Origin of the sequence: Xanthomonas sp. 3307, from assembly GCF_014199735.1 — a bacterium.
Taxonomy (GTDB): Bacteria; Pseudomonadota; Gammaproteobacteria; order Xanthomonadales; family Xanthomonadaceae; genus Xanthomonas_A; species Xanthomonas_A rydalmerensis.
This window is the reverse complement of sequence record NZ_JACHOG010000001.1, coordinates 307703-329733: the sequence shown is the minus strand read 5'-3', so window position 1 is coordinate 329733 and position 22031 is coordinate 307703. Positions and strand designations below refer to the sequence as shown.

Sequence of the window (22031 nt, the reverse complement as noted above, 5' to 3'; positions counted from 1 at the left end):
CCGAAGAACCCGCCTTCTTCGTTCCCGACCGCGCGCGCGCCGTACCCTCATCCGGCGCTTCGCGCCACCTTCTCCCGGTGGGAGAAGGGAGGAATGCCGAGAAGTTCGGCAGCACCTCGGGCTTCAACTCCGCGGCGGCCAACACTTCCAGCAGCGCCTCGCGCCGGCCGGGCGAATCGGCGGCGATCAGCACCCGGCCCGGATAGTGGTCGAGAAAACTCTTCAGCGCCGCACCCGGCGCAGCGTCCTTGGCCGCCACCGGCAACGGCGGCAGCGGCTGGTCGCCCAGCGCCTGCGCCTCGTCGATGCGCGGATGGTCGGCGGCCCACACGTCGATGCGCGGCAACCCGTTGAGGCGTTCGCGCAACACGTCGGGTGCCTGGTACAGCTCTTCCGGCGCCAGCAGCGGGCGCTCCACGTCGTGGCGGCGCTGCTCGTAGCGGGCCTGGGTCTGCGCCCAGAACGCATCGGCGGCGGCGCCCACGCCCGGCGCGATCAGCGGCAACACGTGCTCGCCCAGATAATCGAACAAGGTAGCGGTGGTCTCGCGCGCGCTGCTGCCGCGGCTGTCCTGGAAGAACAGCGGCAGGTAGTACTCGATGCCCGACGGCGCCAGGCCGGCCTTCAGGTCCTGGTACAGCGCACTGCGCCGGGTGTCGACGTCGAAGCGCTCGCGCAGCGCGGTCAACACCCGCTCCACGCTGACGTCGTCCATCGGCACCTCGCGTCCGGGCAGCATGTGCACCGCCTGCACATGGTCCAGCGAGCGCTGCGATTCCGGATCGAAGGCGCGGATCGAGTCGATGTCCTCGTCCAGCAGTTCGATCCGCAGCGGCGCCTCGGTGCCCATCGGGTACACGTCGAGCAGGCCGCCGCGCACGGCGAAATCGCCAGGGTCCATCACCTGCGGCACGTTGCGGTAGCCGGCACTTTCCAGTCGCCGCTTCTCCGCATCCAGGTCCAGGCGCTGGCCCACGCGCAGGTCGAAACTGCCGCCGACGATGTAGCGCAGCGGCGCCACTCGCTGCATCAGCGTCTGCACCGGCACCACCACGATGCCCTGGGTCAATGTCGGCAGCCGGTGCAGCGCCGCCAGGCGCTGGCTGACGATGTCCGGGTGCGGACTGAACTGGTCGTAGGGCAGGGTTTCCCAATCCGGGAACGGCACCACCGGCAGGCCGGGATCGTCGCCGATCAGGCTGTGCAGGTCGGCTTCGAGCTGATGCGCGCTCTGGTTGTCGCGGGCGACCACCAGCAACGGACCGCGATGCGCGGCCGCGGCGCAGGCGATGTGCCAGGCCAATGCGGTGGAGGACGCGGGAGCGCGCCAGTGCGCGCGGAGCTGGCCGGATCTGGGCAGCGGCGGAACGGGGAAGGAAAGGGGCGGCATGGACCGTGGAGTTTAGCAAAGCCGGGTGCCGCAACCGGCGCGGTGCGACCCGGCAAATGCCGCGCGCCGGCTGGCCGCGCGGGAAGGAAGGGAGCGGGGAAGATCGGTGCGCGTCGGGCTCAGCTGCCCAGTTCCAGCACCACCCGCACCAGATCCGGATTGTCCGGATGCGGCATGCGCTGGAAGCCCAGCGACTCGGCCAGTTGCAGCATCGGCACGTTGCGTTCGAGCACGTCGCCGTAGAGCCGGTCCAGGTACTTGCGGCGCGCCCACTTGACCAGCTTGCGCATCAACTGCCGGCCCAGGCCCTGGCCGGAGACGAAGCTGCTGACCAGGATCGCGTACTGCGCCTCGCGGGTGCCGGGGTTGATCGCCGCGCGCGCCACCGCGCCGACCACGGCCTCGCCCGGCGGCAACGGCTCGGCCGCGACCAGGATCAGTTCCGATTTCGGATTGGGGTGGGTGAGCCGTTGCGCCATTTCCTCGGTCAACTCCTGCATCGAATGCAGGAAGCGCTCGCGGATCTCGGTTGGCCCGAGCAGGCCGAAGGCGCCCTGCAGCGGCGCGCTGTCTTCCGGCCGGATCGGCCGGATCAACAATTCGCGCCCACTGGGCAGGGTGAAGGTTTCATGCCACGGAGGCATGCGGTTGCGGGTAGCCATGGCCGTATGATCCTCGACGAAGCCTGGATTCTCGCATTAGCCGACACCCGCGCCCGTGAACGCAGCGTCCTGCGCGTGTGCGGTTGCGGTGGCCTTGCTACAGTGGCGCTTCGTCCAAGGGAATGCACGACGATGAAGACGTCGCATGCCGTCGCCGTGTCGGCGGCGATCGGGCTGGGACTGGCTGTGCTGCTGGTGTTGCTGCTGCTGGGTGGCGGCTGGTGGGCGCTGCGCGCGCAGCGCAGCCACACGCCGACGACCGCCACCGCCGCCTCTGCCTCTGCCTCTGCCGCCCCCGCCGATGCGGAGCAGCTGGCGGCACAGGCGTTGGCCCCGTACCGGGCGCGCCTGCAGGTCACGCGTCGGCCGATGCTGCAGCTGCATTTGCAGCCGATGGCGCAGGACGATCGCCTGGCCAGCAAGGTCGGCGGGCGCCCCTACTGGACCGGCGACAAGCCCTATCCGCACGCGGCCGATGGCCAGCCGCTGGCGCTGCTGGCGCAGATCGATCTGGCGCGCGTGCCGCCGCTGCCCGGCTACCCACGCCAGGGCATGCTGCAGTTCTTCATCGGCGGCGACGATTTCTATGGCGCCAACTTCGGCGACGCGCGCAGCGACCTGGATGCGTTGAGCGAACAACGCAATTTTCGCGTGGTGTACTGGCCGCGGTTGGAAGCCTCGGCGCGGCAGGTGCAGGTGCAGGTGCCGTTGCCGGCCGCCGACACGCTGCCGTTCGATCCGGCGCGGCCGCGGGCGATGCAGTTCGACGCGGGTGAGGAAACCATCGGCAGCAGCGATGTGCGGTTCGAGCAGGTGCTGGGAACGCCGCTGGAGGAGATTGCCGCTGCGTACGCCAGCCGCCACGCGGTGGCGCAGGATGCGGTGGACGATGCGCTGTTCGATGCGCTGAGCCGGGGCGGACACAAGCTCGGTGGCTACCCGGAGTTCACCCAGGAAGACCCGCGCACGCGGCAGGACCGGCAGGTCCTGCTGCTGCAGTTGGACAGCGACGAGGAGATGATGTGGGGCGACACCGGCGTCGCCAATTTCTTCATCGATCCGGACGACCTGCGGCGCGGCGATTTCAGCCGTGTGGCTTATCACTGGGATTGCTTTTGAGCGCGCACGTGCGCCATGCGCGAGAGGTACTGCGCGCCGTCGCCGTGTCCCGGCACTTCACGTCTCGCGCTTGAGCCACTCCAGGCGCGTGCTGGCGCCGGCTTCGCCCAGATGCGCCTTCAGCGGCGGCAGCGCCTGCGCCAGCGCCTGCTCGAACTGCCAGGGCGGATTGAGCAGCAACATGCCGCTGCCGTTGAGCCGCAGCGGCGAATCGTCCGGGCGCACCTGCAGTTCGGCGACCAGTGCCGACGCCACCGGCAAGGCCGCGGCCTTGCGGAAGAACGGCTGCAGGCTGCGGCGCTGCTTGATCGGGTACCACACCGCGCACACCGCCTGCGGCCAGCGGCTCAGGGTCTCGCGCAGCGCGGCCACGATCAGCGGGTACTCGGCGTCCTGCGCCTCGTAGGGCGGGTCGATCAGCACCAGTCCGCGGCCGATCCTGGCGGCCCCGGACTTCGGCGGCAGGAACGCCTTGATCGCCGCATAGCCGTCGCCGGCATGCACCTGTACGCGGCGATCGTGGGCGAACAGCGCCTTGAGTTCGGCGGCTTCCTCGGGCTGCAGTTCGCAGGCGGCCAGCCGGTCCTGCGCACGCAGCGCCTGCGCCACCAGCAGCGGCGAGCCGGGGTAGGCGACCAGGGCGCCGACCGGATTGTCGGCCTGCACCGCGCGCAGATAGCGCTCCACCACCTCGGGCAGGGTCGGCTGGCCCATCAGCCGCAGCACGCCGGCCACCGCCTCGCCGGTCTTGCGCGCCTCGTTGGCGGCGAACAGATAGCGGCCGCGCCCGGCGTGGGTATCGAGCACGAAGAACGGGCTGTCCTTGCGCTTGAACGCATCGAGCAGCGCCAGCAGCACGACGTGCTTGAGGACATCGGCATGGTTGCCGGCATGGAAGGCGTGGCGGTAATTCATCCGCGCAGTGTACGGGGCGCCACGCCAGCCGGCCACGTCCTGCGATTGCCGCGGCGGCGCGACCCGCTGGGACCGAGGCAGGGCGATCGGCGGTGCGCGCGGGGCGGGCCAGCCGGGGGCGTTGGACGAGCATTGCCAGTGCAAGGCGTGGCGACGGTCCCACTGCGTATCGCGCATCACACGGAGCATCCCCCATGCGCAAGCCCCTTCTTCCCACGCTCGCCGTCCTCGCCCTCGCAACGCTGGCCAGTGGCCAGGCCGCGGCCCAGTACACCGGTCCGAGCAGCGTGCAGGCGACCACGGTGAAGCAACTGCTCGACCACGGCAAGGACGACCAGCATGTGGTGCTGCGCGGGCGCATCGTTTCCCATGACGGCGGCGACCGCTACACCTTCCGCGACGCCAGCGGCAGCATGAAGGTGGAGATCGACGCGCATCGGCTGCCGGCCGGGCGCCCGTTCGACGACAAGGCCGAGGTCGAACTGCTGGGCGAGGTCGACAAGGACCTGCGTTCCATCGAGGTCGACGTCGACGAAGTGCGCTTCCTGCGCTGATCCGGCGCGGCCGGCGTGCCGTGCCCGCTGCGCGGCGCGCCCGGCTGCGGCTATGCTGCGCGGCATGTCCACGCCTGCCGCTGCCACGCCCGCCGCCTGTGTCCTCGTGGTCGAGGACGAATCCGCCATCGCCGACACCGTGCTGTACGCGTTGCGCAGCGAGGGCTACCAGGTGCGCCACTGCCAGCTCGGGCGCGAGGCGCTGGTGCAGCTCCGCGAGGGCGGGATCGACGTGGTGGTGCTGGACGTCGGCCTGCCGGACCTGAGCGGGTTCGAGGTGTGCCGCATGCTGCGCGGCTTCAGCCAGGTGCCGGTGCTGTTCCTGACCGCACGCAACGAGGAGATCGACCGCGTGCTCGGCCTGGAACTGGGTGCCGACGACTACATGGCCAAGCCGTTCTCGCCGCGCGAACTGGTCGCGCGGGTGCGGGCGCGGCTGCGGCGTCCGGCGGTGGTGGTCGGCGATACCGAAGCGGGCTGGCAGCAACACGGCGATTTCGCCATCGACCGCGACGGCCGCCGCATCCGCTGGCGCGCCGCGGTGCTGGACCTGACCCGCTACGAATACGCGCTGCTGGCGGCGCTACTGCAGCGGCCCGGCGCCATTCTCAGTCGCGCGCAACTGATGGACCGCGGCTGGGACAGCAGCGCCGACAGCGCCGACCGCACCGTCGACACCCACATCAAGACCCTGCGCGCCAAGCTGCGCGCAGCCGGCGCCAGCCACGACCCGATCCGCACCCACCGCGGCCTCGGCTACGCGCTGGAGGCCTGAGGTGCGGCTGGGGCTGAAGCTGTTCCTAGGCTTCTTCCTGATCGTCGGCGTGGCCGCGTTCTTCGTGATGCGGGTGTTCGTCAACGAGGTCAAGCCAGGCGTGCGCCAGGCCATGGAATCGACCCTGGTGGACGCGGCCAACGTGCTGGCGCAGATGGCCGCGCAGGATCTGAAGGACGGGCGGATCGCCAGCGGCCGTTTCGCCCGCGATCTGGCCGCCGCGCAACGGCGCGATCCGCGGGCGATGGTCTGGCGCTTCCCCAAGCACAGCGTCGACTACCGCGTCACCCTCACCGATGCGGCGGGCATCGTGGTGTTCGATTCGCGCGGGCAGGACATCGGGCGCGACAACTCGCGCTGGAACGACGTGTACCGCACCCTGCGCGGCGAGTACGGCGCCCGCTCCAGTCCCGAGGCCGACGGCGACCCCAACCACACGGTGATGCACGTGGCCGCGCCGGTCTACGATCCGGCCGATCCGCGGCGGCTGATCGGCGTGCTGACCCTGTCCCAGCCCAACCGCAGCATCGAGCCGTTCATCGTCGCCAGCCAGCGCAGCATCCTGTTGCGCGGCGCCTGGCTGATCGGCATCTCCGCGTTGATCGGGATCCTGATGACCTGGGGCCTGCTGCGCGGGATCGGCCGGCTCAACCGCTACGCGCAGGCGGTCAGCGCCGGTGCCCCGGTACCGCCGCCGCCGCCGCGCCGCGACGAGATCGGCGATCTCGGCCGGGCGCTGGAGACCATGCGTCGCAAGCTGGAGGGCAAGCAGTATGTCGAGCAGTACGTGCAGTCGCTGACCCACGAGATGAAGAGCCCGCTGGCGGCGATCCGCGGCGCCGCGGAACTGCTGCAGGAGCCGCTGCCGGAACCGGAACGGCAGCGTTTCGTGCGCAACATCGCCGAGCAGCAGCAGCGCCTCACCGAGACCATCGACAAGCTGCTGGCGCTGGCCGAGGTGGAGCAGCACGGCTGGCTGCAGCGGCGCGAGCCGGTGGCGCTGGCGCCGCTGTGCGCCAAACTGGCCGAAGCATTGGCGCCGCAACTGCAGGCGCGCGGGCTGCGGCTGGAGGTGCAGGCGCTGGACCCGGCCCTGGTGGTGTCGGGCGATCCCTACCTGCTGCGCCAGGCGCTGCACAACCTGCTCGACAACGCCATCGCCTTCTCGCCGGAGGGCGCGGCCATCGTGTTGCGTGCCGAGCGCGGCGCCGATGCGCGCGTGCTGCTGACGGTGGAGGATCACGGCCCCGGTGTTCCCGACTATGCGCTGGAGCGTGTGTTCGAGCGCTTCTATTCGCTGGCGCGCCCGGCCACCGGCCAGCGCAGCTCCGGCCTCGGCCTGCCGTTCGTGCGTGAGGTGGCGCGCCTGCACGGCGGTGACGCCAGCCTGCGCAACCGCGACGGCGGCGGCGCGGTGGCCTGCCTGGCGCTGCCGCTGGCCTGAGCCGGAGAGCGCTCGTGTAGGAGCGGCTTCAGCCGCGACGGGGGCGTTCCCGGTAGAGCCCTTCGCGGCTGAAGCCGCTCCTACAGTAGGGCAAGCCGCGTCGACAGCATGCCGGTTGCCGATTCCCGATTCCCGATTCCCAATCCCCAATCCCCAATCCCCAATCCCCAATCCCGAATCCCGAATCCCGAATCCCGAATCCCGAATCCCGAATCCCGAATCCCGAATCCCGAATCCCCCCACTTCACACCCACTTCAAATTCGCCTCAAACCCTGCCCACGCAGCGGCAGCATCCTGGCGCCCTCCCAATCGAGAGGCCGCCATGAAATCCGTGAAACTGCTCCTGCGATTCGCCACCATCGGTGGATTGATCCTGTTGTTGCTGATCCCGCTGCTGATGATTCGCGGCACCGTGCAAGACCGCCAGCACTACCGCGACGAGGCGGTGGAGCGGGTGTCGCAGAGCAAGGCCGGCGAACAGCGCCTGCTTGGACCGCTGCGGGTGATCCCGTGGACCCAGGAACGCGACGTGATGGTCCTCGATGCCGACGGCAAACGCGTGAGCCAGCGCCAGACCGAGACCGGCTACGTGCTGCAGGCGCCACGGCGGCTGCAGGTCGAAGGCGAACTGAAGCCCTCGCAGCGCCACATCGGCCTGTTCAAGGTGCAGGTCTACAGCTGGCACGCGCGGCTCAAGGCCGAGTTCGACGATCTCGATTACGCCGCCGCCGACCGCCGCCGCTATGGCACGCCGTATCTGGCGATCGGCCTGCAGGACGTGCGCGGCCTGGTCGGCACGCCGAACCTGCGCGCCGACGGCCGCGCACTGTCGCTGCAGCCGGGCTCGGAGGGGCTGGCCAATATCTCCAAGGGCGTGCACGCGGTGCTTCCCGCGCTGGCCGATCCGCAGCAGGGGCGGCTCACCAATCTGCACGACGTGCAGATGGAGTTCGTGCTCGACGGCACCCAGGCGCTGTCGATCGTGCCGGTCGGCGACGACAACCAGATCGCGCTGAACTCGCCGTGGCCGCATCCGTTGTTCGGCGGCCGCTTCCTGCCCAACGAACGCCGCATCGGCGCGCAGGGCTTCCAGGCGAACTGGGCGCTGTCGTCGCTGGCCACCGGCGCGCAGGCGCAGCTGGCCTCCGGCGGACAGGACCTCGATGCGTTGCGCGTGGACCTGGTCGACCCGGTGGACGTGTACACCCAGGCCGAGCGCGCCAGCAAGTACGGCCTGCTGTTCGTGGTGCTGACCTTCGTGGCCTTCGGCTTGTTCGAGCTGATCAAGCGCCTGCCGATCCACCCGCTGCAATACCTGCTGGTCGGCCTGGCGCTGGCGATCTTCTTCCTGCTGCTGCTCAGCTTGTCCGAGCACATTCCGTTCTGGCAGGCGTATCTGGTGTCGGCGGTGGCCTGTATCGGGCTGCAGTTCTTCTACCTGTCCGGGGTATTGCGCAGCCGCCTGCGCGCGGCCGGCTTCGCCACCATGCTTACCGTGTTGTACGGCGCGCTGTACGGCCTGCTTGCCTCGGAGGACAACGCCTTGCTGATGGGCTCGCTGCTGCTGTTCGGCATCCTCGGCGCGATCATGTGGATCACCCGCCGGATCGACTGGTACGAACTCGGCGCGTCGCTGCGCTGAGCCGTCGGAAGGAGAACCGGACATGGTCGCGCACCGTCATCTGCATCGTCGCCTGCAGGCGCTGTTGCCTGCAGCGCTGGAGACCCATGGCCTGCATCACGGCAACCTGCCGGCGAGCCTGGCGCGCAGCGCGCAGGCCGCACTGGTCACCGCTGCCGACCGTGGCGGCGCCCTGTGGTTGCGCCTGAGCGAACGCAGCCGCGCCGCCCTGGCCGGCGACGCGGCGACGTTCCTGGCCAGCGCATTGCAGGCGCGTGCGGCCTTGCCTGGCGACGCTGCGCCGTGGTGCTACTGCCCGTGGCGCGCGGTACGCCGCGATCCGGCCTGTGCCGCGAACGCGGAAGACGTCACCCGTGCGTCTGCGTCGGCCTTCGTGACCTGGGAAGCGCAGGGCCGCGCGCGCTTGCTGCTGCTGCCTGCGCAGGGCGCACTGCTGTGCCGGTGGTGGCGCTGAGGTAGGGCACCGCGTCGATGGCCGCGACGTCGGGGTCGGATGGCCATCGATCATCGCCGAAAGCAACACAGGTGGTGGCAGGACGTCGCCACCGTTCACAGGACGGGCAGGACGCCCACGCAGGGAAGCGGCAAGGACGCACGCAAGGGCTATCGCCCAGGCAGGCAGCGCAAGCAAGCGCTTGCATCACGGGACGGGCAGGACGCCCACGCAGGGAAGCTTCAAGGACGCATGTGCAAGGGCATTGCCAGGCAGGCAGCGCCAGGGAAACGCTTGCGGTAGAGTGCACGGATGCACTCTCCGCTCTCCATTCAGCGCCTGCGCGGCGCCGGGATCGTGCCGTTGCTGGACGCGGTCGCGCAGCTGCGCATCGCGGTGTTCCGCGATTGGCCGTACCTCTACGACGGCGACCTGGACTACGAGCGCGACTACCTGGCCGCCTATGCCGCCTCGCCGGACAGCGTGTTCGTACTGGCGCGCGACGGCGAGCAGGTAGTCGGCGCGTCCACCGGGCTGCCGCTGGTCGATGACACCGAGGCCTTCGCCGCGGCCTTCGCCGACAGCGGCATCGCCCCGGCCGAGGTGTTCTATTTCGGGGAGTCGGTGTTGTTGCCGCAGTACCGCGGCCGCGGGATCGGCCATGCCTTCTTCGACGAGCGCGAGGCGCATGCGCGCGCGCTCGGTCGCTTCCGCCTGACCGCGTTCTGTTCGGTGGAGCGCGCGCCCGACGATCCGCGGCGGCCGCCGGACTATCGTGGCAACGACGCGTTCTGGCGCAAGCGCGGCTACCAGCCGCAGCCGGCGCTGCGCATGCACCTGCCGTGGAACGAGGTCGACCGCGGCCAAACGCCGCATACCCTGGGTTTCTGGACCCGCGCGCTGGAGCCTGCCGCATGAAAGTCGCCGTCGCCAAGTATCCGATCGGCGCGCCCGCCGATTTCGCCGCCTTCGCCGACAAGCAGGCGGCGTTGCTCGGCGAGGCCGCACAGGCCGGCGCGCAACTGGCGGTGCTGCCCGAGTACCTGTCGCTGGAACTGGCCGCGACCTTCGGCCCGGCCGTGTCCGCGCGGTTGCCGGCCTCGCTCGCCGTGATCCAGGCGCTGCATGCGCCGTACCTGGCCTTGTTCGCCGACCTGGCGCGGCGCCATCGCCTGCACGTGGTCGCCGGCAGCTTCCTGCTCGATGTCGGTCAGGGGCGCTATCGCAATCGCGCGTACTGGTTCACCCCCGATGGCGGCCATGGCTGGCAGGACAAGCTGCAGCTGACCGGCTTCGAAAAGGCCACCGGCCTGATCGATGGCGGTGAGGCGCTGAAGGTGTTCGAGGCCGACGGCGTGCGCGCCGGCGTGGCGGTCTGCTACGACAGCGAGTTCCCGCTGCCGGTCCGCGCCCAGTACGAGGCCGGCGCCCGCCTGCTGGTGGTGCCCAGTTGCACCGACACCGAAGCCGGCGCCACCCGCGTGCGCGTGGGCTGCCTGGCGCGGGCGCTGGAGAACCGCATCTTCGTCGCCCAGTCGGTGACCGCCGGCGTCGCCGAGTGGAGCCCGGCGCTGGACGTGAACACCGGCGAGGCGACGCTGTATGCGCCGATGGACGCCGGCTTCCCCGCCGACGGCATCGTCGCGCAGACCCGCGGCGAGCAGGTCTGGGCGATCGCCGAGCTGGATTTCGCCGCCTTCGAAGCCAGCCGCGCCCACGCCCAGGTGGCCAACGACCGCGACTGGCGCGGCCAGCTGTCCCCGGCGGTGGTGCGAGCGGAATTGAGCCGCTTCGCGTAGGGAAAGATCTTTTGTCGTCGGCAGTCCACTCAGGCACGCCAGGCCCTGTCCCTGGGCAGTAATGCTGCTTGCACCAATCCCGAATCCCCAATCCCCAATCCCCAATCCCCAATCCCCAATCCCCAATCCCGCGGCGCCAGGCAGGCGCCGCACCATCAAGGTAAAATCGCCCGATTCCCGTCGCTTCGAGCGTTCCATGGCCTGCCGCACCCGTTTCGCCCCCAGTCCCACCGGTTACCTGCACATCGGCGGCGCGCGCACTGCGCTGTACTGCTGGCTGGAGGCGCGCCACCGCGGCGGCGAATTCGTGCTGCGGATCGAGGACACCGACCGCGAGCGCAGCACCCAGGCGGCGATCGACGCGATCCTGGAGGCGATGGAGTGGCTGGGCCTTGATTACGACGAAGGCCCGATCTACCAGACCCGGCGCCTGGACCGCTATCGCGAGGTGGCCGAGCAGTTGCTGGCGCAGGGCCAGGCCTACTACGCCTACGAGACCCGCGAGGAACTGGACGCCATGCGCGAAGCGGCGATGGTGCGGCAGGAAAAGCCGCGCTACAACGGCGCCGCGCGCGAACTGAACCTGCCGTACCGTGACGATCCCAACCGGGTGATCCGCTTCAAGAACCCGACCGAGGGCGTGGTGGCGTTCGACGACCTGATCAAGGGCCGCATCGAGATCGCCAACAGCGAACTGGACGACATGGTGATCTTCCGTCCCGACGGCTATCCCACCTACAACTTCGCGGTGGTGGTGGACGACTGGGACATGGGCATCACCGAGGTGATCCGCGGCGACGACCACATCAACAACACCCCGCGGCAGATCAACATCTACCAGGCGCTGGGCGCGCCGGTGCCGAAGTTCGCGCACATGCCGATGATCCTCGACGAGCAGGGCGCCAAGCTGTCCAAGCGCACCGGCGCGGCCGACGTGATGCAGTACAAGGACGCCGGCTACCTGCCGCATGCGCTGATCAATTACCTGGCGCGGCTGGGCTGGTCGCACGGCGACCAGGAGCTGTTCGGGCGCCAGGAGCTGATCGACCTGTTCGACGTCAAGGACGTCAACTCCAAGGCCGCGCGCCTGGACATGGCCAAGCTCGGCTGGGTCAACCAGCACTATCTCAAGAGCGACGACCCGGCGACGATCGCGCCGCAGCTGGAATTCCAGTTGCGCAAGCTCGGCATCGACCCGGCCGCCGGCCCAGCCGCGGCCGAGGTGGTGGTGGCGCTGCGCGAGCGCGTGCAGACCCTGAAGGAAATGGCCGAGAAGGCCGAGGTCTGGTATCGCCCGCTGACCCGCTACGACGACGCGGCGGTGGCCAAGCATTTCAAGCCGGGCGCCGAACTGGCGTTGGGCAAGGCCCGGGAACTGCTGGCCGCGTTGCCGCAGTGGAGCCTGGACGGCGTCGCCGCCGCGCTGCACGACACCGCCGCCGCCCTGGAGATCGGCATGGGCAAGGTGGCGCAGCCGCTGCGCGTGGCCATCACCGGCACCCAGGTCAGCCCGGACATCTCGCAGACCGTCTACCTGGCCGGTCGCGACGAGGCCTTGAAACGCATCGACGCCGCGCTCATCAAGATCCCAGCGGGAAGCTGATTCCCGGGAGACCGTCATGTCCAGCAAGAAGACCGCCTGCACCGAGCCGCACCACCACGTCCACGACGCCGCCGACTTCGTCAAGGTGGTGGAGCGGGTGAGCCGCGAGCGCGGTCTGCGCCTGACCCCGATCCGCGCCAACGTGCTGCGGCTGATCGCCGAGGCCGGGCGCCCGGTCAAGGCCTACGACCTGCTGGAATGGGTGCGCGAAGGCAAGGGTGTGGGCGCCGACGCCCCGCCCACCGTGTATCGCGCGCTGGACTTCCTGATGGCCAATGGCTTCGTGCACAAGCTCGAGTCGGTCAACGCGTTCGTCGCCTGCCACCACCCGAGCAGCGCCCAGCACTCGGTGCCGTTCCTGATCTGCGACCGCTGCCATAGCGCGGTGGAGCTGGAAGATCGTGATGTGGTCAGCCAACTGGAGCAGCGCGCCAAGGCGCTGGGCTTCCAGCCGCAGGCGCAGACGTTGGAAGTGCACGGTCTTTGCGCGAAGTGCGCGGTTGCGGGCGACGCCCCTCGCGCGGCGCGCGCGACCTGAGGTTTTGCGCCTCGCTTGATCGCTCTGTGCTGCGATCGAGGTGGTGTCGGGCTTCGCCCGTACCCTCATCCGCCCCCTTCGGGGGCACCTTCTCCCGAAGGGAGAAGGAATGCACTGCGCGCTGAGGCCCAGCGAACAACCCCTCTCCCCCCGGGAGAGGGGTTGGGGTGAGGGTACGGTCTAGCGACGCCACATCATGGCGCGCGCGGCGCCGGCGCCTTCGCGCCCCACAGCGCATAGAACAGCACGTACAACTCGCAGGCCGCGGTGAGCAGGAAGGCATGCTGCAGGCCGACGTGGTCGGCGAGCCAGCCCTGCACCACCACCAGCGCGCCGCCGGCGATGGCCATGATCAGCAGGCCGGAACCCTCCTCGGTAAGCGGCCCCAGGCCCTTGATGCCGAGGGTGAAGATGGTCGGGAACATGATCGAATGGAACAGGCCCACCGCGATCAGCGACCACATCGCGACGTGGCCGGTGCTGAACACGGTCAGCAGCATCACCGCGAATGCGCCGATCGAGAACAACGCCAGCACGGTTTCCGGTGCGACGCGGCGCATCAGTGCGCTGCCGGCGAAGCGCCCGACCATCATCCCGCCCCACAGCAGAAAGAGGTAGTGCGAGGCCTGTTCGTGGCTGAGGTTGCCGATCTGCGGTTGCGACACGAAATTGATGAACAGGTTGGAGACGCCGATCTCGGCGATCAGATAGATGAAGATGGCGGGGATGCCGAGCATCAGATTGCGGTGCCGCCAAAGCGAATGGCTGGCACGCTGCTGGCGTGTGGCGCGCCGGGTGTCCTGGCCGAGCGCCGGTAGCTTGAATCGGGCGATGACCACGGCCAGCGCCACGAGTGCGGCGGCGACGATGAGATAGGGCAGTTGCACCGACTGCGCGTCGGCCAGGCGTTCGGCCTGGGTCAGCAGCAGCGCATCGCCCTTGGCGGTGCCGGAGGTGGAGCGGCCCAGAATCAGATAGCCGCCGAACAGCGGCGCCAGGGTGGTGCCGACCGAGTTGAACGCCTGCACCAGGTTGAGCCGCGCCGAGGCGGTGTCCGGGCTGCCGATCACCGCGACGTACGGATTGGCCGCGACCTGCAGCAGAGTGATGCCGCTGGCGATCACGAACAGCGAGCCGAGGGTGATGCCATAGGAGACCAGGCGCGCGGCCGCGATCATGCCCAGCGCGCCGAGCGCCATGATGCCCAGTCCGGTCACCAGCGCGCGTTGGTAGCCGATTCGCTCGATCAGCTTCGCCGCCGGCAGCGAGGCGAAGAAGTAGGCGATGAACCAGACCGACTCGATCAGCGTGGCCTGGGTATAGCTCAGCGCGAACACGCTGCGCAGATGCGGCAGCAAGGTGTTGTTGATGACGGTGATGAAGCCCCACATGAAGAACAGCGAGGCGAGCAGCGACAGTGCGGCGCGATGGGACGGCGCGTGCCCGGCGCGCGGCGCGGAAGATGAGAGCGGGGCCGTCGGCCCGATCGGTCCTGCCATGTTGTGGGTACCTCTGCGCGATTGCGGTGTCGTCGGCGGCAGGCGTTCCCGTCACGTGATGGGCGGTGCCGGCGCTGCGGCGAGGATAGGCGGCCATCGCGGCGGCAGACCAATGAATTAAATCGCGGCGACCATACGCGCATTGCAATGCTGCACTGCAGGGATTGCGTGATCGGCAAGCGGCCTGGGGCTGGGTTTGGAGCGCGTGGGTGCAGAGCCTGGAAGTGTTGTATTGGGGGGGGGCGTCAAGTGCTGGGGCTGCGTCAGGCCGGCGCCCCCGTGCGCTGTGCCCCGGTTGTGCCCGGCGTCTTACCCCGGGCTGGCCGCCGCCCGCGCTTGCGGCCGGCGTTGTCGCTGCTGCGCCGCGTGTAGTGCGGTGTCGGACTGCCGCCTTCCGCGTCAGCGGCGCCGTTCCGGTCCTGAAGTCGCAGCGTGGTGGCCTGATCGCCGGGCCAGGTAGGCTGTCTCGCTCAGTCCCGTGGCGCGGCGCGCCCGCCCTCGCGCACCTGTTCCCAGTCCAGGCCGAACCGCGCCAGGTACTTGCGCAGGCGGTCGGCGTCGTTGGTGCTGGCGCGTTGCGTGCGCGAGACCGCGAACAGTTCGCGCCCGGCCTGCGACAGCGACTTGGCGGTGGCGCAGACCCGCACCACGTCTTCCAGTTGTACGCGGTCGAAGCGGTCCAGCGCCGCGTGTCTACGCGTGGCGCGCCGGTTGTTGGATGCAGGACCATAATGGCGCGGCGCGGGCGCAGTCACGCGCGGTCCCGGCGGTGTGCCGGGTTCCTGCCGCAGGATCAGGCGCAATGGAGGATGCACATGGACAAGAACGTGCGCGTGCTGTGCTGGTTGTTCTCATCGACGCTGGTGCCGATCGCGCCGGCGCTGGCCGATCCCCCCACCGAACTCATGCAACCGCTGCCCGCGTCGCTGATCTTCAACGACGACAACGGCAAGATCCTCGGGACGTCCGGGCCGCAGCAGCCCACCGCGTATGCCCTGGCGCAATGGGGCGCCAATCCCAACAGTTCGGATACCTTGCAGCCGGTCGTCGGCGGTTCGGCGCAGGGCTGGCAAGCCGAGAGTGTGCGTGCGCGTGTGAAGTACTACCCGGTCTACGCCGGCCACGCCAACGCCTACGAACTGGCGCAGGCCGACAACAAGTGCGCCGGCTCGGATCCGGGCAATCCGAATCCGTACGATGGCGAGAAGGACTTGTTCCTGGTGACTGCCGATCCGAGGTTCTGGGGCAGTAACGCCCTGCTGGGCTTCACGCCCAGCGCGCCGCTGTCCAGCCTCGGCGCCATCCGTGTACGCGTCGGGTTGAGCAGGACCTACGAGGACGATGTCCGCTGCGGCGGCACGGCGCCCAGCGGCACCGGCTATGCCTTCAGTTTCATCCTCGGCAATACGCAGGGGCAGACCCTGTTCTATCAGATCGACCTGGGCCATACCGGTGCAACCCCGTCGCAGGATCCGTCCACGCCGTGGTGCCCGCACGGGTACGAAGACACGCAGAGTCTGGACTTCTGCCTGGACGACGACATCCGCAACATGGGCGGGCAGTGGAACCTTGCCGGTACGGCGACCTCCAACGACGTCGATTTCCTGCCCAGGCTGCTACAGGTCATCGGCAAGGGGCACACCAAACCGGTGCGCGACAAGCAGGGCAATGCCATCGACCTGGACCGCGATCCGAGCCACTGGACGTTGACCTCGGTGTACATGGGCCATGTCACCCAGGGCAAGACCATCAGCACCACGATCTGGTACGACCCCAGCGTCAGGACCTGGCCGGGCGGCACCTTCTGCAGCGCGGCGGGCACGCTGACCCAGTACACCTGCAACATGAGCGCGCAGGATGCGACCCAGCTCGGAGCGGGATGGATTGCGGTCGGCAATGCCTGCTATCACCGCAATGCGGGTACGTCCTGCCCGTAGTGACGTGTCGTTGCGGTGTGCGGTCATGCGGCAGGGGAGGCGCACGCCGCAGCGCTCTCCGGCCAAGGTGGGCGGTGTTTCCCGCCCGGCCGGTCAACGAAGGCCTGGCGGCGCAGGGCGCGACCGTCTTCTGCATGCGGCCGCCCAGCATGGCTGGGCGGCGCGCATGTACCTCACAATGCGCGGTTGAAGCCCTGCACGATGTCCATGGAGACCTCGCGCGTGCCCGGTGCTCCCTGGAGTTGCCTGGACGCCGCCATTGCCGCGTCGGCCGAGCCGTAGTCGATCATGGCGCTGCCATCGACCTCCGAGGCATACACCAGGCTGCCGCCGCTGCGGCGCGCCAGTGCCCGGGCCACGTCCGGCGTGGTGCCGAACAGCTTGAGCTTGCCGGTGACCACCACCGGCTGACCGCTGCGTTCGTCGATCGCGGCGCGCAGCGCGGGCGCGTCCGCAGCGCGGGACTGGGCAGCCGCTGCGGTGCCGGCGCGGGCGTTGCCGCCGAGCACGATGGCATACGGTCCGATGCGGGCGGCGACGGTGCCGCCGCCATCGGCGGCAGCGACCTGGGCGCGTTGCGTGCCGGCGCCTGTCATCTGCGGCGCTGTGCGCACCGTGGCATCGGGCAGCAGGCGATAGGTGCTGCGGCCGATCTGGAAGCGCGCGCCGTTTGCTGCCTGGTGCAGTGCCTGGGCATCCGCGTACTGTGCTGAGGCCGGCGCGGCCACGGTCAGTGCGAGCACGGCGAAAAGAAAGAGCGTATTGGTCTTCATGTCAGTGTCCCACCACGCGGAGTTCGAAGTGCTGCAGTTGTTCCTTGCCATGCGCGTCGAGCATGTCGGCGACCTCCAGCGTCCAGGGTCCGGCCGCATCCTCGTCCAGGAAGGCATTGCTGGCGGTCAGCGGGATCGACATGCCCTGGGTGTAGACGTCCTTGTTCAAGGCCGAGAACGGGGTCATCACGTAGCTGCGGGTGCCATGCGGGGAGATCAGCACCACGCGCAGACGGCTGGGATCCTTGTGGGTGCCGTCGAAGTACAGTTGCGCCGCCTCGACTTTCATCTGTTGTGTGATGTGGACGGTCAGCCTGGCTGGCGATGCGACACCGCCGATGGTGCTGGCCGCACCGCTGTAGACCTGGTAGTCGGTGTCCCGCAGCGGCGGTAGCGTTGTGAAGTGCGTGGCCGCTTCCACGGCCGCGGCTGCATCCACCAGCCCGAAGCCGTACCAATTGCTGAAGCGATGGCCGGCGGCGTTGGTGATCCAGCCGGGATCGATCACGCTGCCGTTGTAGAGCGCTTTCGGCTGCCCGCTGTCGATCTGTTGCGCGGTCGTGGCCAGGATGTATTTCACGTCGCGCCAGGTCAGTTGCGGATTCACGCCGAGCATCAACGCCGTCACCCCTGACACCGTCGGCGTGGCCGAGGACGTGCCGTTCATGAGCCCGGTGTAGTTGCACGAAGCGTCGATCGGTGACTTGCTGCCGTCCAACGCGTTCTCCACCGGCACCCCGTCGCGGTTGTACCCGGCGGCGCAGCCGCTGAGGTCGGTGGTCACGATCGCCGGGTCGTAGAGGGGGTCGCTGGCGGTCGCCGCCGACCGGGACTGCTGGTAGCGCTTCTGCTGCCCGTATTCGCCGCCGAAGCCGCTGACCCAGACCGCCGAGCCGGGCGACGAGTACGAGCTGCGCACGCCTCGTGCATTCACGGCGCCGACCACGATGGTGGTGATCAGATCGTTCTTCGGATCGACGTTGGCCAGGCTGCAGGCGACGTTGTAGCGCTTGGGCAGATCCGGGCAATGATCGGCCAGAGCGCCCTGTGCGTCCGCGTAGATGAAGCTGTCGAAGTCGTTGCCGGCCGCCTTGACGTAGATGGCGCCCTTGCCGTTGCGCCCGGCGCGCATGAGTTTCTCCCAGGCGTATTGATCTTCGACCGAGACGTTGGGATAGAAATTGGAGACGATGCCCCAGCTGTTGTTGAAGATGTCCAGGTTCCTGGCGTCGGCGCCATTGCCCCATGCATAGCGGAGCTTGTCGTCGCTCTGGTCCGACTGCAGGTAGTTGAAGCCGGCTAGCGATGCTTGCGGGGCGACGCCGCGTCCGCCTTTGCCGTTCCAGCCCACCGCGGCGGCGATGCCGGCCACCGCCGTGCCGTGCGCGTCGTCGACGTCGCTCGGCTTGGGGTCGTGCGAACCGTCGAGGAAATTGTGCGAGCCGTTGGGCAGGATATTGGCGGCAAGGTCTTCGTGGCGGATGTCCAACCCGCCATCGATCACGCCGATCTTGGCGCCTGCACCGCGGATGTGGAGTTCATGCAGGACATCCACATCCAGGTCGACGCCCGCGGTGGGAAGCGTGTCGCCGATGACCGCCTGGCCCTGGTTGTGCAGGTACCACTGATAGCGGAACAGCGGATCGTCGGCGGCGCTTGCGGCGGCCGCGCTATTGCCTGCGGCCATGCCGAGCGCGAGGGCCGACAGCAGGACAGTGACCGGTCGTGTGCAGGGAGATGTCATGTGGCGGATCCAGGGGTTGGGGGGACAGTCGATAGCGCTTGCCACGCATGCCAGGCATCGCCTGCGCAGTGCAGATCCATGCGTTGCCTGCGGGGCGTTCGCCATCGGGTCGGTTGCGGTCGGTCGCCAAGCGCGGCGCAAGCTACCCCCATCCGGATTTCCGTCGCAAGCGCAACGCACGCCGCGAAAATGACGTGGTTCGCATGTGTTTCGGTACTGTGCGGATCGCCGCGCTTTGGCGCGGGATTTCAGCCGAAACGCGCTGCCGGCGTGGGCAAGGCGTTTACGAATTGCTCCAGCGCATCGACGGCCGCGCGGCCCGGGCAACGGATGGGCCGCCACGGTTGCGCGAGCGGCATGCAGGCACGCTCGCCATCAACTGCGGCGTGGGGCTGGGTCGAAGACACCGCTACATCGCCCGGAACAACGGCAGATAGCTGCGGCTGACCGGCAACGTCTCCTTGCGGCCGCGCAGGTGGATCTGCGCGGTCTCGTTGTCGCCACGCACTACATGCAGGATCGCGCGGCGGTTGACCACCACCGCGCGGTGCACCTGCTGGAAGTCGTCCGGATCCAGTTGTGCCGCCAGGTCCTTGAGCGGCGTGGCCACGATCGAGGTGCATGCCTGTCCGTCCGGGTCGCGCCAGGCCACGCTGGTGTACTTGCTGTCCGAGCGCAGGTAGTCGATGGCCTCCACCGCGATCAGGCGCACGGTGCCGCCGCTCTGCGCCTGCAACCAGCGCAGCGGGGCGGGGCGCTCGGGCGGGCGCAGCCGTTCCGCCAGGCGCAGCAGGTGCTCGGTGAGGTCGGCCGCCGGTTGCGCGGCCTGCAGGCGCTGTTGCAGCCGAGCGACGGTATCGGCCAGGCGTGCGTCCTGCACCGGCTTGACCAGATAGTCGAGCGCGCCTTCGGCAAAGGCCTGCACCGCGTAGTCGGTGTAGGCGGTGACGAACACCAGGTGCGCGCGCCGGCCGATCTGCTGCGCGGCCTGCACGCCGGACAGACCTGGCATCTGGATGTCGAGCAGGCAGATCTGCGGCGCGTGTTCCTCGAACAGGCGCACCGCCTCGCGGCCGTTGCGTGCCTCGGCGACGATCCGCAACTCGGGCCACAGGCGGGCAAGCTGACGCCGCAAGGCCTCGCGCAGCAGCGGTTCATCGTCGGCGATCAGCGCGGTGGGCGGGATCATCGGGGCGGTACCGTCATCGGCAGGCTGAGATCGGCGCAGGTGCCGTGCGGCAGGCGTGGACGCAACTGCAGCTGTGCCGTATCGCCGAAGCCAAGCGCGAGGCGGTCGCGCAAGGTGCGCAGGCCGGTGCCCAGCCCGCCGCGGCCGTCGTCCTCTCCGGCCCCGCTGTCCTCCACCCGCAGATGACAGCGCTCGCCGCTGCGCCAGGCGCGAATGGCGATGCTGCCGCCTTCCTCGGATGGATCGATGCCATGCTTGACCGCGTTCTCGACCAGGGTCAGCACGGCGAGGGTCGGGCAGCGCACCTCCTGCACCGCGTCCTCGGCGTCGATCGCATAGCGCAGCCGGTCGGGCATGCGCATGTGCATCAGCTCCAGGTAGGCGCGGGCCAGCGCCAGTTCGTCGCCCAGCGTGCTGGTGGCGTCGTGCAGGCGCGGCACCGCGGCGTGCAGGTAGGCGATCAGGCTGCGCATCAGCTCCGCGGCCCGCGGCGAACCGACATCGATCAGCGCCTGCACGTTGGCCAGGGTGTTGAACAGAAAATGCGGGGCGACCTGGCGCTGCAACAGCTGCAGGCGCGCGTCCAGCGCCTCGCGCTCCAGTTCGCTGCGCTCCAGCGCGAACGCCAGCGCCTGATGTCGGGCCAGGGCATCCTTTTGCCGGACCAGGGCGGCCAGGGCCATCCATGGCGCGATCAGCACGCCGACGATGGTCAATGTGGCGAAGCCGGCCAGCCGATCCGAGTCCTGCCAGAACGGCGGCGCACCGGCTTGAGTGGAGCCCAGGTAGATCAGCAGGGTCGTCGTCGGGATCGCCAGTGCGACGCCGAACACCTGCAGCGCCCAGCGCGCCAGCCAGCGCGGCAGCCGTGGCGGCCAGCGCTCGAACAGCGTGTAAGCACCCAGTGCGGCCGCGCCCAGCATGAGGCTGCGGACCAGGACGGGCAGGGGACTGTCCCAGCTCAGGCTCATCAGTAGGCCGAGCGCGCCGGAGACCAGGAACACCGGCACGATGCGCGCCCAGGCCAGCAGCGCGGGTGCGCGCGGCGGTGCGGGGAGCGGGGACGGAGGCGACATGGCCGCGAGCATACCGGAGCGCGGGCATTCGGCGCGGTGGCCGCGCTCAGGCTTGCCGCAGCACCGGCCACCACATCCCCGCGACCGCGGCGAGGGTGCCGACCAGGGTGGCCGCGCTCATCGCAGCGAGCACCACCGCCGCCAGCCACTGCGGGCCGCTGCGGCGGCTGTCGAGCGCACGCAGATACAGTTCCAGGACGGCCAGCGGCAGCAATGCCTGCGCGAACGCCAGCGCGGTCAGCGTCGGCCCGACGAAACGGTCCGGATCGAAACCGACCGGCGCCTGGTTCACGGCCAGCCAGCCCATCAACCCGATCCGGAAGAACCACACGCCGCTGACCGCCAGGAACAGGCGTAGCGCCCAGCGTCGATGCGCCGGCCACTGGCCGCGTCGGGCATGGCGCCAGGCCATGGCCACGCACAGCAGGATCAGTACCGCATTGGCGCTGGTGCCCAGATGCTGTCCCAGATCGCCGGCGACGCCGCCGCGAATCCAGATCATCGCCAGCCCACCGAGACTGAGGACGACGGCACTGACCAGGTAGACGCGCCCGTTCCAGCGGTGCACGGCCGGGCGCCGGCGCCGCAACGCCGGCAGCAGTTGCGCAGCGCCCCCGAGCACGATCGCCACTGCCAGGCCCAGATGCAGCGCCAGCACCGCATTGAACACGCTGTCGCCGGCGACATGGCCGCGTGCCATGACCTGGTTCCAGCGCTCGGGAGTGCCGGCCAATGCGGTGCGTCCGTAGAAGCCGGCGACGTAGGCGGCGAAGGCGAGCTGACCGCCGATGGCGATGCTCATCCACAGCGCCGCCGCCCCACGCAGGAGTCGCGGCGCCCAGGCTTGCCCGGCGTGCGGCCGCGGCGGTGTCGCCAGGCGGGGCGCAGTGGGAGCGGGGCGGGGCGGTATGGAGGCGATCGAGGTCATGGCGGCGTGC

General features: G+C 69.4%; 20 protein-coding genes and 1 pseudogene. 11 read left to right on the top strand and 10 right to left on the bottom strand.

The window, feature by feature from the left end:
• Window positions 1–88 precede the first annotated feature (88 nt).
• Window positions 89–1390: pseudogene (locus GGR64_RS21010) on the bottom strand (transcription-repair coupling factor); the annotation flags it as partial.
• A 119-nt stretch (window positions 1391–1509) separates the two neighbouring features.
• Window positions 1510–2052 carry a GNAT family N-acetyltransferase gene (locus GGR64_RS01450; protein ID WP_184643510.1) on the bottom strand — a complete coding sequence of 181 codons (543 nt, stop codon included), beginning with the start codon at window positions 2050–2052 and terminating at the stop codon, window positions 1510–1512.
• 132 nt (window positions 2053–2184) lie between these two features.
• Here GGR64_RS01450 and GGR64_RS01445 point away from each other — a divergent pair, with 132 nt between their 5' ends.
• Complete coding sequence (locus tag GGR64_RS01445) at window positions 2185–3171, top strand: YwqG family protein (protein WP_184643507.1); 987 nt, start codon at window positions 2185–2187, stop codon at window positions 3169–3171.
• 57 nt (window positions 3172–3228) lie between these two features.
• Here GGR64_RS01445 and rlmJ read toward each other — a convergent pair whose 3' ends face one another.
• Window positions 3229–4086 carry a 23S rRNA (adenine(2030)-N(6))-methyltransferase RlmJ gene (rlmJ, locus tag GGR64_RS01440; RefSeq protein ID WP_160970093.1) on the bottom strand — a complete coding sequence of 286 codons (858 nt, stop codon included), beginning with the start codon at window positions 4084–4086 and terminating at the stop codon, window positions 3229–3231.
• 194 nt (window positions 4087–4280) lie between these two features.
• Between rlmJ and GGR64_RS01435 the strand changes: the two genes are divergently transcribed.
• From GGR64_RS01435 to GGR64_RS01395, 9 genes are all read left to right on the top strand, one after another.
• A complete protein-coding gene (locus tag GGR64_RS01435; RefSeq protein WP_160970091.1) occupies window positions 4281–4640 on the top strand; it encodes a NirD/YgiW/YdeI family stress tolerance protein in 360 nt (119 codons plus the stop codon).
• A gap of 52 nt (window positions 4641–4692) precedes the next feature.
• Entirely contained in the window at window positions 4693–5415 is a 723-nt protein-coding gene (creB, locus tag GGR64_RS01430) for a two-component system response regulator CreB (protein ID WP_184643505.1), read from the top strand.
• 1 nt (window position 5416) lies between these two features.
• A complete protein-coding gene (gene creC, locus GGR64_RS01425; protein ID WP_184643503.1) occupies window positions 5417–6859 on the top strand; it encodes a two-component system sensor histidine kinase CreC in 1443 nt (480 codons plus the stop codon).
• A 323-nt stretch (window positions 6860–7182) separates the two neighbouring features.
• Window positions 7183–8502 carry a cell envelope integrity protein CreD gene (creD, locus tag GGR64_RS01420; RefSeq protein WP_184448657.1) on the top strand — a complete coding sequence of 440 codons (1320 nt, stop codon included), beginning with the start codon at window positions 7183–7185 and terminating at the stop codon, window positions 8500–8502.
• Between the two features lie 22 nt (window positions 8503–8524).
• The gene (locus GGR64_RS01415) at window positions 8525–8956 is read left to right on the top strand and encodes a hypothetical protein (protein ID WP_184643501.1); all 432 of its coding nucleotides are present in this window, start codon (window positions 8525–8527) and stop codon (window positions 8954–8956) included.
• Between the two features lie 291 nt (window positions 8957–9247).
• Window positions 9248–9853, top strand: a complete 606-nt coding sequence (locus tag GGR64_RS01410) for a GNAT family N-acetyltransferase (protein ID WP_184643499.1) — start codon at window positions 9248–9250, stop codon at window positions 9851–9853.
• On the top strand, window positions 9850–10734 hold the full coding sequence (locus tag GGR64_RS01405; protein ID WP_184643497.1) for a carbon-nitrogen hydrolase family protein: 885 nt from the start codon (window positions 9850–9852) through the stop codon (window positions 10732–10734). The genes GGR64_RS01410 and GGR64_RS01405 overlap by 4 nt, the downstream gene beginning before the upstream one ends.
• Before the next feature lie 196 nt (window positions 10735–10930).
• A complete protein-coding gene (gltX, locus tag GGR64_RS01400) occupies window positions 10931–12337 on the top strand; it encodes a glutamate--tRNA ligase (protein WP_184643495.1) in 1407 nt (468 codons plus the stop codon).
• 16 nt (window positions 12338–12353) lie between these two features.
• Window positions 12354–12875 carry a transcriptional repressor gene (locus GGR64_RS01395; protein ID WP_160969642.1) on the top strand — a complete coding sequence of 174 codons (522 nt, stop codon included), beginning with the start codon at window positions 12354–12356 and terminating at the stop codon, window positions 12873–12875.
• A 194-nt stretch (window positions 12876–13069) separates the two neighbouring features.
• Here GGR64_RS01395 and GGR64_RS01390 read toward each other — a convergent pair whose 3' ends face one another.
• The gene (locus GGR64_RS01390) at window positions 13070–14374 is read right to left on the bottom strand and encodes a sugar MFS transporter (protein ID WP_184643493.1); all 1305 of its coding nucleotides are present in this window, start codon (window positions 14372–14374) and stop codon (window positions 13070–13072) included.
• A 470-nt stretch (window positions 14375–14844) separates the two neighbouring features.
• Window positions 14845–15129 carry a hypothetical protein gene (locus GGR64_RS01385; RefSeq protein ID WP_221236033.1) on the bottom strand — a complete coding sequence of 95 codons (285 nt, stop codon included), beginning with the start codon at window positions 15127–15129 and terminating at the stop codon, window positions 14845–14847.
• A 60-nt stretch (window positions 15130–15189) separates the two neighbouring features.
• Here GGR64_RS01385 and GGR64_RS01380 point away from each other — a divergent pair, with 60 nt between their 5' ends.
• Window positions 15190–16311: a hypothetical protein gene (locus tag GGR64_RS01380; protein WP_184643491.1), complete on the top strand. Its 1122-nt coding sequence runs from the start codon at window positions 15190–15192 to the stop codon at window positions 16309–16311.
• Between the two features lie 173 nt (window positions 16312–16484).
• On the opposite strand, the gene GGR64_RS01375 is transcribed toward GGR64_RS01380, so the two are convergent.
• The 5 genes from GGR64_RS01375 to GGR64_RS01355 all read right to left on the bottom strand — a co-directional run bounded on the left by GGR64_RS01375 (window position 16485) and on the right by GGR64_RS01355 (window position 21895).
• Window positions 16485–17084 carry a hypothetical protein gene (locus tag GGR64_RS01375; RefSeq protein WP_184643489.1) on the bottom strand — a complete coding sequence of 200 codons (600 nt, stop codon included), beginning with the start codon at window positions 17082–17084 and terminating at the stop codon, window positions 16485–16487.
• A gap of 1 nt (window position 17085) precedes the next feature.
• Window positions 17086–18828, bottom strand: a complete 1743-nt coding sequence (locus GGR64_RS01370) for a S8 family serine peptidase (RefSeq protein WP_184643487.1) — start codon at window positions 18826–18828, stop codon at window positions 17086–17088.
• 409 nt (window positions 18829–19237) lie between these two features.
• On the bottom strand, window positions 19238–20017 hold the full coding sequence (locus tag GGR64_RS01365) for a LytTR family DNA-binding domain-containing protein (RefSeq protein ID WP_184643484.1): 780 nt from the start codon (window positions 20015–20017) through the stop codon (window positions 19238–19240).
• Window positions 20014–21093 carry a histidine kinase gene (locus tag GGR64_RS01360; protein WP_184643482.1) on the bottom strand — a complete coding sequence of 360 codons (1080 nt, stop codon included), beginning with the start codon at window positions 21091–21093 and terminating at the stop codon, window positions 20014–20016. Before GGR64_RS01360 ends, GGR64_RS01365 begins: the two co-directional genes overlap by 4 nt.
• A gap of 46 nt (window positions 21094–21139) precedes the next feature.
• The gene (locus GGR64_RS01355) at window positions 21140–21895 is read right to left on the bottom strand and encodes a DUF2306 domain-containing protein (protein WP_260302520.1); all 756 of its coding nucleotides are present in this window, start codon (window positions 21893–21895) and stop codon (window positions 21140–21142) included.
• Between the last annotated feature and the right edge of the window lie 136 nt (window positions 21896–22031).